The organism is Acinetobacter sp. YH12254 (genome assembly GCF_013417415.1).
GTDB lineage: Bacteria > Pseudomonadota > Gammaproteobacteria > Pseudomonadales > Moraxellaceae > Acinetobacter > Acinetobacter pseudolwoffii.
In genome coordinates, this window is the sequence record NZ_VPEB01000016.1 from 57,283 (window position 1) to 74,299 (window position 17,017).

Annotated in this window: 15 protein-coding genes; 6 read left to right on the forward strand and 9 right to left on the reverse strand. The window is 42.0% G+C overall.

What is annotated here, in order from left to right; translation table 11 throughout:
• Positions 1-19: 19 nt before the first annotated feature.
• A complete protein-coding gene (locus tag FTV29_RS12230; RefSeq protein WP_005095740.1) occupies positions 20-475 on the reverse strand; it encodes an RcnB family protein in 456 nt (151 codons plus the stop codon).
• Positions 476-654: 179 nt separating this feature from the next.
• Between FTV29_RS12230 and FTV29_RS12235 the strand changes: the two genes are divergently transcribed.
• Positions 655-1,107: a hypothetical protein gene (locus FTV29_RS12235; RefSeq protein WP_074384053.1), complete on the forward strand. Its 453-nt coding sequence runs from the start codon at positions 655-657 to the stop codon at positions 1,105-1,107.
• An 83-nt stretch (positions 1,108-1,190) separates the two neighbouring features.
• Here the strand turns inward: FTV29_RS12235 and FTV29_RS12240 are convergent, their stop codons facing one another.
• Both FTV29_RS12240 and znuD read right to left on the reverse strand, forming a co-directional pair.
• On the reverse strand, positions 1,191-2,654 hold the full coding sequence (locus tag FTV29_RS12240) for a phospholipase D-like domain-containing protein (protein WP_159138711.1): 1,464 nt from the start codon (positions 2,652-2,654) through the stop codon (positions 1,191-1,193).
• Between the two features lie 105 nt (positions 2,655-2,759).
• Positions 2,760-4,937: a zinc piracy TonB-dependent receptor ZnuD gene (znuD, locus tag FTV29_RS12245; RefSeq protein WP_159138710.1), complete on the reverse strand. Its 2,178-nt coding sequence runs from the start codon at positions 4,935-4,937 to the stop codon at positions 2,760-2,762.
• A gap of 137 nt (positions 4,938-5,074) precedes the next feature.
• On the opposite strand from znuD, the gene FTV29_RS12250 reads away from it, so the two are divergent.
• The 4 genes from FTV29_RS12250 (at position 5,075) to FTV29_RS12265 (ending at position 9,007) form a co-directional block, all read left to right on the forward strand.
• A complete protein-coding gene (locus FTV29_RS12250) occupies positions 5,075-5,839 on the forward strand; it encodes a DUF4184 family protein (protein ID WP_034609136.1) in 765 nt (254 codons plus the stop codon).
• A 162-nt stretch (positions 5,840-6,001) separates the two neighbouring features.
• Positions 6,002-7,786 carry an aspartate--tRNA ligase gene (gene aspS / locus FTV29_RS12255; protein WP_180075556.1) on the forward strand — a complete coding sequence of 595 codons (1,785 nt, stop codon included), beginning with the start codon at positions 6,002-6,004 and terminating at the stop codon, positions 7,784-7,786.
• Positions 7,787-7,900: 114 nt separating this feature from the next.
• On the forward strand, positions 7,901-8,122 hold the full coding sequence (locus FTV29_RS12260; protein WP_004733007.1) for a hypothetical protein: 222 nt from the start codon (positions 7,901-7,903) through the stop codon (positions 8,120-8,122).
• 18 nt (positions 8,123-8,140) lie between these two features.
• Complete coding sequence (locus FTV29_RS12265) at positions 8,141-9,007, forward strand: lysophospholipid acyltransferase family protein (RefSeq protein ID WP_180075557.1); 867 nt, start codon at positions 8,141-8,143, stop codon at positions 9,005-9,007.
• Here the strand turns inward: FTV29_RS12265 and FTV29_RS12270 are convergent.
• Positions 9,004-9,837: a glycosyltransferase family A protein gene (locus tag FTV29_RS12270; RefSeq protein WP_180075558.1), complete on the reverse strand. Its 834-nt coding sequence runs from the start codon at positions 9,835-9,837 to the stop codon at positions 9,004-9,006. The two genes, FTV29_RS12265 and FTV29_RS12270, sit on opposite strands and share 4 nt — an antisense overlap.
• Positions 9,838-9,993: 156 nt before the next feature.
• Here FTV29_RS12270 and FTV29_RS12275 point away from each other — a divergent pair, with 156 nt between their 5' ends.
• Complete coding sequence (locus FTV29_RS12275; protein WP_180075559.1) at positions 9,994-10,686, forward strand: glycosyltransferase; 693 nt, start codon at positions 9,994-9,996, stop codon at positions 10,684-10,686.
• Here the strand turns inward: FTV29_RS12275 and FTV29_RS12280 are convergent, their stop codons facing one another.
• The 5 genes from FTV29_RS12280 to glnE all read right to left on the reverse strand — a co-directional run bounded on the left by FTV29_RS12280 (position 10,687) and on the right by glnE (position 16,813).
• A complete protein-coding gene (locus FTV29_RS12280) occupies positions 10,687-11,484 on the reverse strand; it encodes a glycosyltransferase family 25 protein (protein WP_180075560.1) in 798 nt (265 codons plus the stop codon).
• A 14-nt stretch (positions 11,485-11,498) separates the two neighbouring features.
• Positions 11,499-12,245: a glycosyltransferase family 25 protein gene (locus FTV29_RS12285; protein ID WP_180075561.1), complete on the reverse strand. Its 747-nt coding sequence runs from the start codon at positions 12,243-12,245 to the stop codon at positions 11,499-11,501.
• A 15-nt stretch (positions 12,246-12,260) separates the two neighbouring features.
• Positions 12,261-12,983 (reverse strand): glycosyltransferase, encoded by a 723-nt coding sequence (locus FTV29_RS12290; protein ID WP_074384044.1) that lies wholly within the window; start codon positions 12,981-12,983, stop codon positions 12,261-12,263.
• A 128-nt stretch (positions 12,984-13,111) separates the two neighbouring features.
• Positions 13,112-14,038 carry a branched-chain amino acid transaminase gene (locus FTV29_RS12295; protein WP_074384043.1) on the reverse strand — a complete coding sequence of 309 codons (927 nt, stop codon included), beginning with the start codon at positions 14,036-14,038 and terminating at the stop codon, positions 13,112-13,114.
• Positions 14,039-14,062: 24 nt separating this feature from the next.
• Positions 14,063-16,813, reverse strand: a complete 2,751-nt coding sequence (gene glnE, locus FTV29_RS12300; protein WP_180075562.1) for a bifunctional [glutamate--ammonia ligase]-adenylyl-L-tyrosine phosphorylase/[glutamate--ammonia-ligase] adenylyltransferase — start codon at positions 16,811-16,813, stop codon at positions 14,063-14,065.
• Positions 16,814-17,017 lie beyond the last annotated feature (204 nt).

Here is a 17,017-nt window from a genome sequence, read left to right on the forward strand (position 1 = left end):
ATAAAGGGGGATTTTTAACTTAACGATTCGGCACCAGCACATAACGTCCATTTTCATAAATCCAGTAACTGCCACGCGGTGGTGCAGGTAAGCCCAGACGCTGCCAGTCACTGATAACGCTATATCTTGAACTTTCAATTCGAGCCACATTCGGATCGCCATTCACCCAGCTATAGCTATTGGAATTTTGATAAATCGTGGTCGGTGCCTGATACTGGATATTGAGACCACTTTGACTTTGAGCCGGCGGATAACCCCAATGGGTCGGTCGTTGCGGGTAATGTGGTCTAGGTGGCATCGGACGCTGCGGATAAGAGTGCCGTGGTGGATCATAAGAGCGTGATGGTGCAGCGCGGTAATTCGGCTTAGAACGTTCAACCCCTGTATATCCGCCCCAAGCGTTTCCGGCCATCGTCTGTGCAGAAGCCCCCAATAGTAATGCAGCAAATATTGCACTCAATAACACTATTTTCATTTGAGCTTCCTCTCAATCACTCGTTTATATTTTAAACAAAATAAATGCAGAAAATATGAATACGCTTACTGACCCTGCAATTTTTTGTAATGTGCCTGCGTATTTTCAATCTAGCAGGCCCATCGGCAGGCGACTGCTTTATGCTAAAATCACTTTTTTAATGTTTCGAGTTGAATACCGTGTCTGATTTAAATTTCGATCGTTTACATGAATATTTTTCTAAAGTGCCGAGTGTTCAAAAAGAACGGATTGATAGCTATGGTTCAGATGGCAAACAGGCATGGTGGTTTAAATTTCAGATCAATGTAGATCATCCGCTGGCTTGGCAGACGGTACAGGAACTAGGTCATGTCCTGAATTATATTTCTAAAAATGAACGTCTTCCGACTCAGTTCCTGCCAGTATCGCCACCACCGTATATGAATGGTGTCGCCAAAGATTTCTTGTCTTGGGTGATTCAATGTAATCATGCCGATTTCCCGCCAGATGTAGTCTGTGACTGGCTAGAAGCACGTTTACCCAATCCGGTCGACCATGAAGAGCAATGGAAAATTAAAACGGATCTTGCTGAACTTGAAGCATTGTCCGATAAAGAACTGGATGAACTGGTTCCACCGAATCCGGAGCCTTAAAAAATCCCTCCTACCCTCCCTTTAAAAAAGGGAGGTAAAGTCCCTCTTTTCAAAAGAGGGATTTAAGGAGATTATTAGAGATGCTAAAACGTCGACCAGCCGCTCCATTCCATAAAGCGGTACAGCCAATATTTAGACCATGAATTGTCTTCATATTGTCTATAGTCCACACTCATCACACGGCCATTCAGATTTGACCATGCACCCTCAAAATATTGTTGGGCATCTTTAAACACTTCTGCCTGAGGCTGACCCAACACGCGCATATTGGTTTCCAGATTATAGTTTTTCAGATTGCGTGCGGTGAAATTGGCCGAGCCTAAAATCATTTCAGCCTGCTGAGCATTACGCTTCATCAATATTTTGCTATGACATTGCTCACCCTGGGTATTGCACCAGCGTACATCAATGCCTGCCTTGTGCAGTTCCGAAGCCACCTGTCGGTTTGGAATCCCGTTTTTCTCACGGCCAAAGGCATCTTTATTGGGATCGAGTAAAACCCGAACCTTAACCCCGCGTTCATGGGCCGCAATCAGACTTTTAATAATCTTGCGCTCGGACAGATAAAACATGGCCAGATCAATCTGTTCATTTTTTTTCGCCGTCTGAATCAGATTTAAAGTCGCATCATAAATGGCTTTTTCCGTCAGGACCTGCACCTGTGGCTGGGTATTTTCTGCCTGAAAATCGCCCGCGATAATGGCTGGCATATTGGCCTGTGACATGATGCCGACCGATTGTTCTGTTCTCAGAATATCCACGGCTGTGGTTCCCCAGACCAATAAACCGATATTGGAATGCCGCGAACTCCCATCATGCGGATTCATGGAGGTGACCAGCGCTTTCCAGCCCTGATCGGTGTCTACCACCAAGGTTTTACGATGATTGGCTTTAAAGTTAAATAAATCAAAATAACTGCGCAGAGTAATTTTTTCTGGGCCAAATGGATTCGGCAACCAGCCTTTTTCCGGATTATTACCAATGCCCTGACAACATAAATACCAGAACCCCGACCAGCTCGGATTGGACGCCCGCAAAGGGATCAGATTGGTTTCAATTACATCGATACCATGCTGACGTAACTTGCGATACTGCTCGGACTGAATTCCGCCATAGACTGAATTGATCGGATCGGTAATGAACTTGATTTCAACTTGCGGTTGCAGCAGACGTTTACTGATTAAGGCATCGCTCAACTGTTGACTCAATGCCTGATGTTCCTGTGTCGAGGCACCGGTTTGCTGATTAAATAAAAACAGATCCAGCACAATCAGTGATTTGGCCTCTTCAATCATCTTCAGCATTTCATTAAAAATACGATGATCTAAGTGCTGTTTTCCTTGTGCATCCAGATAAGTCCGATCGGCCAGAAACTTGACTTCGGCATGGCGCAGCTTGCCGGTGTAATTCAGACCTTCTGGTAAAGGCTTATAAGTATGATAAACAGCAGATGCCAGATAACTGACCGCCAGTAGACTGATAATCAATGCCGCATAACGGCGATTTGACCAGTTCAGTTTATTGTGAATTCGTTGAAAGATACGCATAAGAAAAAACCTAACCCAATATGCTCAGGCTAGGTTTTATCAGATGATTTTTCAAGTCAATTTCAGTGACATCTCTTTGATTTGGTCAGTTATTTCATCACTACTTTAGAAATCATACTGCACACCGACGCTAAAGTTACGACCGACTTGCGGAATATTCGACAGGAATGAAGTATGGGAATAGACCTGATCATCGAGCAGGTTATTGGCCTTGAAATACACCCGATAAGCATTTTTATCTGCAAGGGTATTGGTATAGCTTAAGCCCACATTGACCATGTTGTAGCCTTGGGTTTCCTCTTCATAGCTGGCAATCTTGTCCTGATTGAAGACATGATAATATTCAGCCAGACCTGACCAGCCATCGGCAAAATCTGCTTCCACTTTGCTGCCTAAGCGACCGGCAGGAATACGTGGTGCATTCTCAGCTTCAATTTTGCCACGCACGTAATCGCCAAAGACACTCAGCTTGTACATATCATTGATCTGATAACCGGCTTGAGCCTCAGTGCCATAGAATCTGGCCTGGTCTTGGGTATATTGCACGCCGCGCAAATTACCTTTCTGCGCTACCGTTTCGCCATAAATATAATCATCAAACCAGTTGTGATAGACATGCACATGGTAATCCAGTTTATCCCCTGCATAGTGCAGACCTAATTCAAGATTATTTGACCTTTCTTTATCAAGATCAGGATTCCCCAATTCATAGGTATTGGTCGCAAAATGCAGACCATCAGCATACAGCTCTTGCGCTAGAGGCAAACGCTGTTGATGTGATCCCACTACAGACAGTTTGTAATTCGGTGCAAACTCCCAATTCGCAGCCGCAGATGCAGAAACACCCGTACCTGAATAATCTTTCTGCTCCGAATCTACTTTTACTTTTTGATGATCGACACGTGCTCCAAGTTCAACATGAACATCGCCGAACTGCTTATGTTCTAAAGCAAAAAGGCTGTATTTTTGGGTTTTGGTATCTGCCATTAACACATCATGATTATGATCCGCATGCTCACTATGATCGTGCTCATGTCCTTCATGATCGTGTTCTGCATGACTATGCGATTCTGGAGCCGATAAATTAATTTTCTGCTGTGAAAGCTGGGTGCCAATGACACCTTCCCAACCTGCAACAGGAACATGCACCAGCTCTAAACGTCCATCATAACCCTTACTTTTAAAGTTGCTGATGACTGCATTTTCTTCCAGTTCATCATGTTCATAATCGGTAAAGCTGGCATGCGCACGCAACTTGTCAAAACCGGCAAAAGGTTGTTCTAGCTCGGTACGAACATCATAACGCTCAGAGTTTAAATCTACCCACGGCCCCGCTGTTTCTTCATGATCATGCTCATCTTCGCCCGGTTTTGGACAGTGAAAATGATCGCCATGAATTTCACAGCCATGATATTCATGGCTGTGTCCTGGCAGACCATATTGGTCTTGGCGGTTACTATAAGATAAGCCGACAAAACCACGGTCATGGATCCATGATCCACCAATATTCACCGTTTGCCCTTCGGCAAAGGTATTGTCTACACGGCGTTTTTTTACACTATGTTCATGCTCATGTATATGAATCTCACCATTATCTTCAACATGCTCTTCTTTGTGGGTATGCGTATCAAAATAACCAGGGGCAATATAATCATTGGCCTTACGTTTTGAGCCTTCTACACGCAAAGCAAAATTTTCACCAATTCCAGCCGTAATTCCTGCACTGGCCAGTTTCTCATCACTACCGGTGTTATAGCGCAGACCGACTGTACCTTCCAGACCATCTTCAGGCATTTGCGTTGGAATTTTCTGATCGGTGACATTGACCAGACCACCCACTGTTCCTGCTGCATAGAGCAACGTCGATGGCCCACGAATCACTTCGACCTGTTTCGCCAAAATCGGATCGACGGTGACGGCGTGATCTGGAGATAACGTGGAAACATCGGCTGTCTCTGAAGCATGCTGCAAGACTTTGACACGTGGCCCATCTTGCCCACGAATCACCGGACGGCTGGCCCCCGTACCAAACTGGTTAGAATATACGCCCAGTTCATCTGCCAATGCATCTCCAATGGTGGTTGCACGTTCAGACAAGGCTTTCTGATCTACAACATGATCCGCTACCGCAAAGTCCGCTGCAGTTTGCACCAGTGGATGAGCTTGCACCTGAATGGTGTCCATGGTCTGCACGGGAATGAAAGATGAGGTCTGTTCTGCAAAAACTGTAGGGGCAGCTACAGCAAAAATTGAAAGTGTTATTAGATTCTTAGGGAAGGACATGACTGAAGCTCAAATTCACCATTTTGGATGAATGTTATAATATAACATTTCATTATTTTTGCAATCCTTTACGATAATCCTTCGCATATTTTATTAAAATGTGTTTTCTGGTTATTTTCATCTTTAAAAAAACTTTTATGCCCTTTACCCTGTCTCATGCTGTACTTGCGCCACCTCTTTCACGTTTAAGCGGAAACCGGCTTCCGATTGCTGCATTGGCAATTGGCTGTATGGTGCCCGATTTACATCGTCTGTTTAGTTCCAGCAATTCGAATGTTACGCATTTATGGTCCTCGCTGATTCATCCGGACCTGTGGATCGGATTGGGCTTTTGTGCAATCTGGTATGCTCTATATCGGCCAGCCATTTACCGCTTTGTCGGAATTCAGCATGATCTAAATATTCACACTCTCATTTCAGCATTCAAGTTTTTTCTGGCAGTTTGTCTGGCGGTGATCATCGGTACTGCCACGCATTTAATCTGGGATGGTTTGACTCATGTAGACTTTCGTACTTTTGCTTTTCATGATTTTCTAGCACGACCATTTCAGCTTTTTGGACACAGTTATCCGCTGCATCGAATTTTACAAATCGGCACTTCCTTTCTGGCCTTACCGTTTATGCTGTGGATGAGCGTGCATTACTATAAAAAACATCAGCAATATCTGGCAGTGAACCTGAAAATCAAAGCTTATGCCTGCGGATTATTGCTGTTTTCGATATTCACTGGCCTATTTTCAGTCTGGGATTATGCACGTTATATCTCTACAGAAGTCTGGCAATCCGATCTGTACTATTTTACCGGCCGTTCCATCAATCAATTCAGCCAGGGTTTTCTGATCACCTTTAGTCTGGGCTGTTTGCTGTTTTTATTTTTGGATCGCGACCGCCGGATGGGCTAAGCAAAGTGCTGGCTTTTATCTCATTCACTTTAAAATGATATTGTTTTTGACCCAAGTTCTTGTGACAACATGCCCAAAGAGGCATAATCCTACCTTTACTCAAAGCGGTACGCTGTTTACGTATTCGCTGACCTTAACCCATATAGTTGGATTTCTAACGCTATGATGCGAACTCATTACTGCGGTTCTTTAACCGAAGCTCAAATTGACCAAACCGTAACATTATGCGGTTGGGTACACCGTCGCCGTGACCACGGTGGTGTAATCTTCCTTGACATGCGTGACCGTGATGGTCTTGTTCAAGTGGTTATTGACCCGGATACCCCTGAAGCATTCGCAACTGCGGACAAAGTACGTTCAGAATTCGTATTAAAAATTACAGGCCGTGTACGTCGCCGTTATGAAGGCACAGAAAATGCCAATATGGTGAGCGGTCAGATCGAAGTCTTGGGTAAAGAAATTGAAGTTCTTGCTCAGTCAGACACTCCGCCATTCCCTTTGAATGACGAAAACACCAATATTTCTGAAGAAATTCGTTTGAAATACCGTTTCTTGGACATCCGTCGTCCAGAGATGTTAGATCGCCTACGTTTCCGTTCTAAATTGACCAACCTGATTCGTAACTACTTCGAAGACAATGGTTTCCTGGATGTTGAAACGCCGATCTTGACCCGTGCAACCCCAGAAGGCGCGCGTGACTATTTGGTACCAAGCCGTGTATCAAACGGTAGCTTCTACGCACTGCCACAATCTCCACAGCTATTCAAACAGTTGTTGATGGTGGGCGGTATTGATCGTTACTACCAAATCGCAAAATGTTTCCGTGATGAAGACTTGCGTGCCGACCGTCAGCCAGAATTCACCCAGATCGACGTTGAAACATCGTTCATGAGTGACGATGACATTATGGATTTGATGGAAACCTTGACAGTTAAAATGTTCAAAGAACTTTTAAATGTTGAATTCGACAAATTCCCACGTATGACTTATGCCGATGCAATGCGTGACTATGCATCTGATAAACCGGATATGCGTATTCCTTTGAAACTGGTTGACGTTGCAGATATGATGCAAGACGTTGAATTCAAAGTATTCGCAGGTCCTGCTAAAGACCCTAAAGGCCGTATCGTTGCGCTTCGCGTACCGGGCGCAGGTTCATTGCCACGTAGCCAGATTGATGAATACACCAAATTTGTCGGTATCTACGGTGCAAAAGGTTTGGCTTATATCAAAGTCAACGAACTTGAAAAAGGTATCGAAGGTCTTCAGTCTCCAATCGTGAAATTCATCGAGCCAATCGTGCTGGATCTGTTGCAACGTGTGGGTGCTGAAAATGGCGACATCGTATTCTTTGGTGCGGACAAAGCCAAAATCGTCAATGATGCAATGGGTGCTTTACGTATTAAAGTCGGCCATGACATGAAATTGGCAACATGTGAGTGGGCACCGCTTTGGGTCGTTGACTTCCCGATGTTCGAAGAAACTGATGATGGCAAATGGACCTCTGTGCATCACCCATTCACGCTGCCGAAATCAAGCGTTGAAGACGTGAAAAACAACCCGGGCGCTGCACTTTCAGTTGCTTATGACATGGTATTGAACGGTACTGAAGTGGGTGGTGGTTCACTGCGTATTCATAACCTTGAAATGCAAAAAGCAATTTTTGAAGCTTTAGGTATTGATGAAGAAGAAGCAGAAGAAAAATTCAGCTTCCTGTTGAACGCTTTACGTTATGGCGCGCCTCCGCATGGTGGTTTGGCATTCGGTCTTGACCGTCTGGTAATGTTGATGACTGGTGCATCTTCAATCCGTGACGTGATCGCATTCCCGAAAACCAAAACTGCGGAATGTCCATTGACGCAAGCACCGGCACCAGTTGAATCAAACCAACTGCGTGACCTTGGTATTCGCTTACGTGAAAAACCAAAAGCTGAATCTCAAGAATAATTCTTGACGATTTAAGTGAAAAGCCCTGCCTTGCGCGGGGCTTTTTTTGTGTGATTGAGTCGACTCTGGAACAGTGGCATAATAGCGATAGTTTTTAATCTAAGGTAATTCGCAATGGCTATGCGTCCTGCAGTTCGTAATCGCAGCATTATGCTTATTGTATTTTCAGTGGTTCAATGGCTGTTCATGCGTTATATCCTTGCCAACAACCTGTTCAACCTCGATACCAATGAACGTATTGTGTATTTTTGCCTGAGCAGTATTTTAGGTGCCTTACTGATTTTCGTCGGTTTGATTTATATGGTGCTGAAGGGCAATCCAGATAAAGACCTATAATCTGACGCTCTGGATAGCATGTACACCTTACTCAAAAATTTCTCCAAATTTCCATTAAGATTGATTCAAAATCTTGCGCAACTGGCTGGATCTCTTTTGTATCTCAGCCATTCTTCTGCACGCCGAGTGACTGAGATTAATCTGGCCTCTGCCTATCCTGAACTTTCGGAATCTGAACGTGCTGATTTAAGCAAACGCAGCCTGAAAAGTCAGTGTATGACCTATGCAGAATCGGTCAAGATTTGGGGTTCATCACCAGATTATGCGCTGTCTTTAATTCGAGATGTGCATGGTGCAGATTTATTTATTCAGGCTTTAAAAAACCCGCATGGCTGCTTGGCGGTAGTGCCTCATTTTGGCACGTGGGAGCTGTTGAATGTCTGGGTCAATCAACATACCTCTCCTGTGATTATGTATAAGCCCAGCAAAAATGAAGATGTCGATCGCTTTATGCTGGAAGCTCGGCAACGTCTGAATGCGACACTGGTTCCGACCGATGATTCTGGTGTGCGTGCTTTATTTAAGCATCTCAAACAGGGTGGTTTTTCTGCGATTTTACCGGATCATGTCCCGAAAGAATCTGGTGGAATCTATTCTTATTTTTATGGTCAAAATGCGCTATCTTCTACGCTTCTTTCCAAACTTGCGGCTAAAACACAATGCTCTGTGGTTGGACTCAGTTGTTTAAGACGTGAAGATTTATCGGGTTATGATATTTACGTGACTGAATTATCAAATGATATTTTATCGAAGGATTTACAGCTTTCCGTGGATACTTTAAATAAAGAAATGGAGCGCATGATTAATGTCGCTCCAGAACAGTATTTGTGGGGGTATAAAAGGTTTAGGAAGTTGGAGAATATGAAAAACATATATTCTCATTAATTTTTCACTTTCAATCCTAACTTACGCTTTATTTTATAATACCTTTGCTCAGATATTAAATTCTTTATTATATCTTTTGGAAAGAAAATATGTTTTAAAAGCATTTTATAAAAAATCCAAACCTTTGGCGCACATTTGATCTGTTTCAACAACACACTAAAAGTATGACTTTTTTTATATAAATCAGATAAAGAGAGACCATCCTCATAGTATTGTATGATTTTCACTGTTTTAGGTATAATATTTATCTTAAAAGGTAGTTGATAATAAAAAATATGTTCATAACCATTTTTAAAATAATCACTTGGAAATCTTATGGTCTTAATCTCGCTAAGTCTAAATACAAAATGCTTATCACCTTTATAATTTTTAGTGAAATCTATATAGCTAATGATTTCTTTTCTATCAAAATCTTCATTTTTAAAAATGTCTTGTGAATTTGATTCACAATTAAAACAATACCATGAGCCACGAGTTAATTTTATTTCATTAGCCATTAACAATAATGCATCATTAACTAAATAATCATCATCACTCAAGGTGAAAAAAAAAGAGTTTTCTAATTTTTCATTTTCTTCAAAAATTTTATCCAGAATCAAATTCCTAAGCTTATTTACCCCAAGATTCAAACTTTTAATGTATTGTACTCTTTCCAAACCTAAAATCTTTGACTCTAATTCACCATAATCAAGACTAGATCCATCATTAAATAATATTAATTTATAGTTTTCATAACTTTGATTTAGGATAGAATTAAATGCTCTTACCACCAATTCTGGTCGATTAAATGTAGGCAAAATTATATAAAAAAAAGGCTTATCTAGACTCACTCTTTTATTCTCTATATAGCAATATTATTTAAAAAAATTAATATAACATAAGCTATGCAGTATTTTCAAAATATTAGCGTAGTACTATAGACTAAAATAAAATTGTATTATGTAATTAAATATTTATTATTTGTTAAAATTTTTGGAATATATATCTTGAAAAATCATAACATCACCCTTTGCCTCACTATAGGCAAACGACCAGAACTCCTTCGTCAAACCTTAAATAGTTTGCTTTCAAAAGCTCAATTTAAGCACATTATAGCGATTAATGATTTTCGTGATGAAGAAACCAATCAAGTTTTTAGGGAGCTTTGCCCTGAAGGTTTACTAATTAATCTTCCTACACAAGTTGGGCATCATAAAGCTGTCGATGAAATGTATTCAAAAGTACAAACTGAATACATTTTCCACTGTGAAGATGATTGGCTATTCGATCAGCCCATTGAATTCGAAAAATATATCAAGACTCTTAAGAAAAATCCTAAAGCAACACAATTATGTTTCCGCAAATGGACAGATTTTCCTTTTTCAGAAGAACAAAAATCACAAATTCAATTTATTGAATCTTCTCCACTCAATTTAGCAAGATTTGATAGTATGCATGATCAATGGCATGGTTTTACGTTCAACCCGCATCTTTCATCTGTTGAATTGTGGGAAAGTATGCCTAAAGGCTTTAGCGAATTTAAGAAAGAACGTCACGTTTCACGTTGGCTTCGTGCACAACAACGTTACGTCCTATTTCTTGAAAATGGAATTTGCCACCATATTGGTGAAGATGACAGCGTCGCAAACGCATCGAAAAAATCTTGGTTTGCAAAATGGAAAGGTAAGATTTTCGGTTAATTAAAATTTTGAAGGATTCACCAAAATTTCTCTTTTTACACCTGTTCCTAAATATTTCAATTGACGAAGACCTAAATTAATTTGGGTCTTTATTCTTCTCATTTTAAACTTCGATTTTTCACTCGCAGTTAAATCAAAATTTAATTTATTCTTTACCTGTGCAATTACAGATTCATGTATATATTTACATGGAACAGAATATTCAGGGCACTTATCACTTTGTAATAATGCAGCAGGCTCAATTTGATATGCTTTTAACTCATAACAACTATGAATAAATTCATCAGATAAACCAATCGCTCTTTTATTTATAAAGTCTAATAAAATTTTAGCGCCAGTTGGATATAGCGCATATCCGCCCGTGCCACTTCGATCAATGTAAATTTCGAAAAGATTGTAATCATTTTCTGCTATAGAACATGCCGATTGCTTGGCAACAGTTTTCTTTCTGCCATGTACCTCAAAATTTACATAGTCAATATCAGTGAATTTTTTTAAATCATTTAATATTTTTTTAAAGTCTTTAACTAAAATCGCATCATCTTCTAAAACAACACAGGGTTCATTGTGTTCAACAATATAATCCCATGCTTTTTTATGACTTAAGAAACATGCTAACTCAGATTGCTTCATTGGACGCTGACCACCAAATGCCATACGTTTGTAGTCATCTTCTGAAAAATCATGAATTGATATAGCTGATAAACGCTCAAACTCCAATTCAAGGTCTTTAAATTGAGCTTGTTGTTGCGCCAAACGATCTTGAGACTGATCTAAATTAATTAATAAAACTTTCATTATTTACTCAATCTTTAAGCCGAGCAGATTTTATTTTTTAGAGCTTTCAACTTATTGCCCCACATTCTTTTTTGACGTGGCCAACGTTTACCCACACGCTGACGTGCGACTGTTGGGTTGACTTTTACAGCATCAATATCGCTTTCAGCACCATTTGGTTGAACCAATGGCGGATAAATAGAGAATCCCCGACTTGAATGTGTTAACCAACTTTGAAGAACGACATCAATGGGTGCATCAATCTGAGTTAGATCATTTTGAAAAGCTTCTGCACCCTCACGCGACCAAACTAGACCTAAGGTGAGTACAGGGAAATAATATGCTTTTAAAAGATGATGATGATCAATCTGATGTAAATTTTTACTCAATTTACGTTTAGTGCTACCAATATTGATTAAGTGCCAACCTTTCTGATTTTCTTCCAACCACTTTACAGCCTTTTTGACTGTAATAACCAAGTCAGAAATCACTTCTAGATCATCTTCAACAACAATAACAAAATCATAGTCAGAAGCTAAAAACTCACTAACACAACGTTTATGGCTTAGATAACAACCAATTTCTGCACCTAATAAGTCACGCCCCATAAGTGCATTGGCTTGTTGGCTATTATAAGACTCATAAGTTTGAACATCTAACTTACGACCATCAAATGCTGAAATTCTTTCAAATTCAATATTATGTTTTTTTAACTCAGCAGAAGCTTGGGCTAAACGATCGGTACTTGAATCTAAATTAATTAAATAGAAGCCTAATTTCATATTTTAAATTCCAGCTTACTGCCACGCATCCTTAATCCACTGCGATGGCAACACATAACGGTACCATTTCCCACCACCACCATTCACTGCATCAGGTGGATTAATTTCACCATGGAATACAATAATTTTGGCACCTTCAGGTTTTACCGGCGGCTTAAAATAAGCCATCGGAATTTTTTGCAGGCAATGATATTTATAACTCTTACACCAGCTTTCCGGCCAATAAGTCTGCTTGCCCTCTTTATCTACATACCAAGACAAATAAGCCTGCTCATTACGGAATTTTTGACGGATTTCATCAAAATTTTCACGGAAATACGGTAAAAGCCCCGGAAATGCACCCAGTTTAAAACGATACACCGAACTGTTGCCGGTAATCCGCCAAGGACGTTTCCAGTCATGGATAATCAGAAAATCACCCGGATAGCTAAAGAACTCATCGATGTTATCGACAATCACCACATCAAGATCGAGAAATAGCGCATTGCCTTCTAAACCATATAAATCCGGTTCAAAAGTAGACAGCTTATTCCAGCCACGTTCAGGCGCACCTTCAGGCAATGCCAAAGGTGGAATTGGGAAACATTGTACTTCAGGATTAATTCCTTCAGTACGATCCGTCAGACAGACCATTTTGAAATCGACTGTCGTATGTCGTTTAACCATGTTGTATAAACGATTGACATATTCAGAACCGTATTTGGTTCCCCATTTCATACAAATAACGATGTTACTCATTGCGTATGCCTAAGCTCATCTTAAAATCTTCTGGATACCGAATATGATGACATAAGTTCGGCAGAATAAGTATATCCCTTAAAAAAAACCTCTCAAATGAGAGGTTTTTTCAATCAGTAAATTATTACTTATTTCACGTAAGTTAGCCAATGTGCATATTTAGGATCTTTACCCTGAACTGCATCAAAATAAGCTTTTTGGATTTGCGTCGTGATTGGACCACGGACACCTTCACCAATTTGACGGTCATCATATTCACGGATTGGTGTCACTTCCGCAGCAGTACCGGTAAAGAACGCTTCATCGGCAATATAGAATTCATCACGGGTAATACGGCGTTCAACCACATCATAACCCAGGTCTTTGGCAATGGTAATAATGGTTTGACGGGTAATACCATCCAGCGCACCACCGGCAATATCAGGGGTATGAATTACACCGTCAGTCACCAAGAATACGTTTTCGCCTGAACCCTGGCATACATAGCCTTGTGGATCGAGCAACATGGCTTCATCATAACCCGAATGCGCGACTTCCTGATGCGCCAGAATCGACAGCGTGTAGTTACCAGATGCTTTGGCTTTACACATGGTCACGTTTGGATGATGGTGGGTAAATGATGAAGTTTTCACGCGAATACCCTTCGCCATGGCTTCTTCACCCAAGTAAGCACCCCAGCTCCATGCCGCAACCACAGCATGAATCGTGTTATCAGTTGCAGCAATACCCAGTTTTTCAGAACCAATAAAAAGGATTGGACGTAAATAGCAAGATGCCAGTTTATTTTCACGCACCACATCAATTTGCGCTTGTTCTAATGTTGCATGATCAAATGGAACTTTCATTTGATAAATTTTTGCAGAATTCAACAAACGCTTGGTATGTTCTTTTAGACGGAAAATAGCCGTTCCATTCGGAGTTTCATAAGCTCGGACGCCTTCAAACACACCCATGCTGTAATGCAAAGTATGGGTTAATACGTGGGTTTTCGCCTCACGCCAGTCAACCAGTTGTCCATCTTGCCAAATAAAACCATCACGATCAGCCAAATTCATGCCACAAACTCCAATTTTTCACAATTATTCACTATCCAGCGCAAAGCTTGCACTTGGATCAATTAGTCTTTGCCATAACTTGCAAACGGTCATTCGGGTATCGTGCCAGTCGCTTGCAGACACTTGCATGGATTGATTTGCAAGGGCTAAGCGGTGGCTCTCGGCGCGTTCACTGAGATAAGCTTGAATCAGAGCAGTCGCATCGTCGCTGGATAAGCAACCTGATTTTGCGGTATCCTCAAGAATTCTTACATTGTCGGAGAAATGGGCGAGATCTTTATTCGTCCCACTCCAGGCCAACACCGCATACTGTGCCATAAATTCGATGTCTACGATACCACCTGTATCTTGTTTTAAATGAAAAATTCCATCTTTTTTCTGCGCTTTGGAGGAGCCCAGATGATCCTTCATTTTCTGACGCATTTTTAGTACTTCTGCCCGCACATAATTTTCATCACGAGGCTGAATCAAAATATTACGGCGTAAGATTTCAAATTTTTGTCTTAGGCTTAGCTCACCCGCAATTGGACGCGCGCGCACCAAGGCTTGATGCTCCCATAACCAGGCACTCTTAAGCTGATATTGTTCAAAGGCTTTCAGACTGGTGACCAGGAGTCCTGCTTCACCAGAGGGACGTAAACGGGTATCGACCTCATAGACCCGCCCATCCAGGGTTTGCGTGGTCATCAATGACATGAATTTTTGTGCCACGCGCATGGCAAACTCAAAACCACTAATCGGCTTGAGTCCATCCGTATCGGCCTGTTCTCCCATAAAATGAATAAACACTAAATCCAAGTCCGAGCCATAACCCAGTTCAATGCCACCGACCTTGCCATAACCAATGACCGCAAAGGCAGTATGCTCGATTGAACAGCGCTTGCCTTCGGCATCGAGGGGAAAACCATGCCTTTTGGCCACCATCTGATAGGCCAAATGCAGAGCTGCATTGACAGATACTTCGGCAATATCGGTTAAGGCATCAGAAACTTTCATCAAAGGACTTTCAGCCAGAACATCACTGGCTGCGACGGCCAAGACATTGGATTTTTTAAACAGGCGCAATACCCGCATCTGATCTTCAACCTGATCAATCTCAATACGGAGTAATTGCTGGCGTAAAGAATCTTCCAGATCCTGTCGTTTCGGTAACTCAAAATCCATCGACAGAAACTCATCCAGCAATACCGGATATTGTGAGAGTTCTTCACAAATCCAGGGACTCACCGTGGCCATTTTGACCAGTCGTTGCAGTGCGCCTTTACTTTCAATCAGCATGACCAGATAGACAGTACGGCGCATCACCGACTCAACCAAGGGCATGAGACGCAACAACGCCATTTGCGGCTTGGCAGACTCCAGAATCGCTTCAATCAGATAAGGCCAAAAGGTTTTTAAACGTTGAATCGCCTTGGCCGGCAACTTTTTCAATGCATGACCATGCCAGAATTCATGAACCAGATTCTTGGCGGCATCATCCAGAACATCGTTGAGCTTCTTTTCCAGCTGGACAAAACTTTCGACCTGGGCTTCCGGTTCATTTTCCTTAATCAGATGCTCAAACTGATAAATGACTTTGGCTCGCTTCTGGTTCAGGACAGTCATAAAATCTGACCAGTCTGCAAAACCTAAGGTCTCTACCATTCGCTGACGTAAATCAGGCTCAGTCGGTAAAGATTGGGTTTGTTGATCGTTTAAGGCCTGAATCGCATGTTCCACCCGGCGCAGGAACAGATAGGCATCTTCCAGATCTTGGACTGCCTGTTCATCCAAGAGTTCGGCATCATCGAGATGGTTCAGATTGACCAGACATTGGCGATCCTGCAATTCAAGTTTGGCTCCACCATAAATCAGCTGAAAGACCTGCACGATAAATTCGACTTCGCGAATACCGCCAGCACCGAGCTTGATATCATCCTCAATATTACGCCGCTGGACTTCACGCTCGATCATGGTTTTCATTTCGCGCATGGCTTCAAAAGCACTGTAATCCACGTATTTACGAAAGACAAAAGGACGGGTCATATCAAGCAGGGCATCACCTTCCGGACTTGGATTGACAACACGCGCCTTGATCCAGGCATAGCGCTCCCATTCACGGCCATGCTGACTTAAGTATTTTTCTAAGGCCACATGACTAATGGCCAGGGCTGAACCATCACCCCAAGGACGCAGGCGCATATCGACCCGGAACACAAAACCATCCGCCGTGATCTGATCCAGCAGGTGAATCAGTTTTTGTCCCCACAGGATGCAAAACTGCTGCACATCGATACATTTGCGCCCATCGGTTTCACCCTGTTCATCGAAGGCAAAAATCAGGTCAATATCACTGGAAAGATTAAGTTCTTGCGCGCCGAGTTTGCCCATAGCGATGACAATAAGATCCTGAACTTTACCGTTATAAGCAATCGGCTGGCCATACTTGGCAGCAATCGGCATACGGGCAAAATCTTTGGCTGCACAAATACAGGCATCGGCAAAATCGGAGAGTTCTCGGGTGAGGGTGATGACATCGGTCAGTTGATTGGCATCCTGCCAGATCCAGCGAAACATCAGGCGGGCCCGCAGAATACGCATGGCGCGCATCCAGGCGGCTTCATCTATAATATTCAGGATACAGTGCTGCACCAGCTGATCAATATATTCCCGACTGAGTGCAGCCTGAAACTGGTCAATTGCATAATCCTGTTCCAGGAGGCTCTGGTGATTGGCCAATACCTGTTCAGCATATTGGCTTGCTCTTAAGGTTTTTTGCAATTGTGCCGCATTCATCACTCAACTCTTCCCCCGAAACGTTCTGCCTAGTTATAGCAGGAGTTTTGTCTCAGGGGGAGGGTTTTAGTTTGAAATTTATCAAATGAAGCGTAAAACTCTGTCCTTCAGAGCAGAGATATAAGCGACACGACATAAAATGTCGTTTTAAGAATTGCCCAACATAGGGTATAGAGAAAAAATTGTTAATATAACCACATGAAA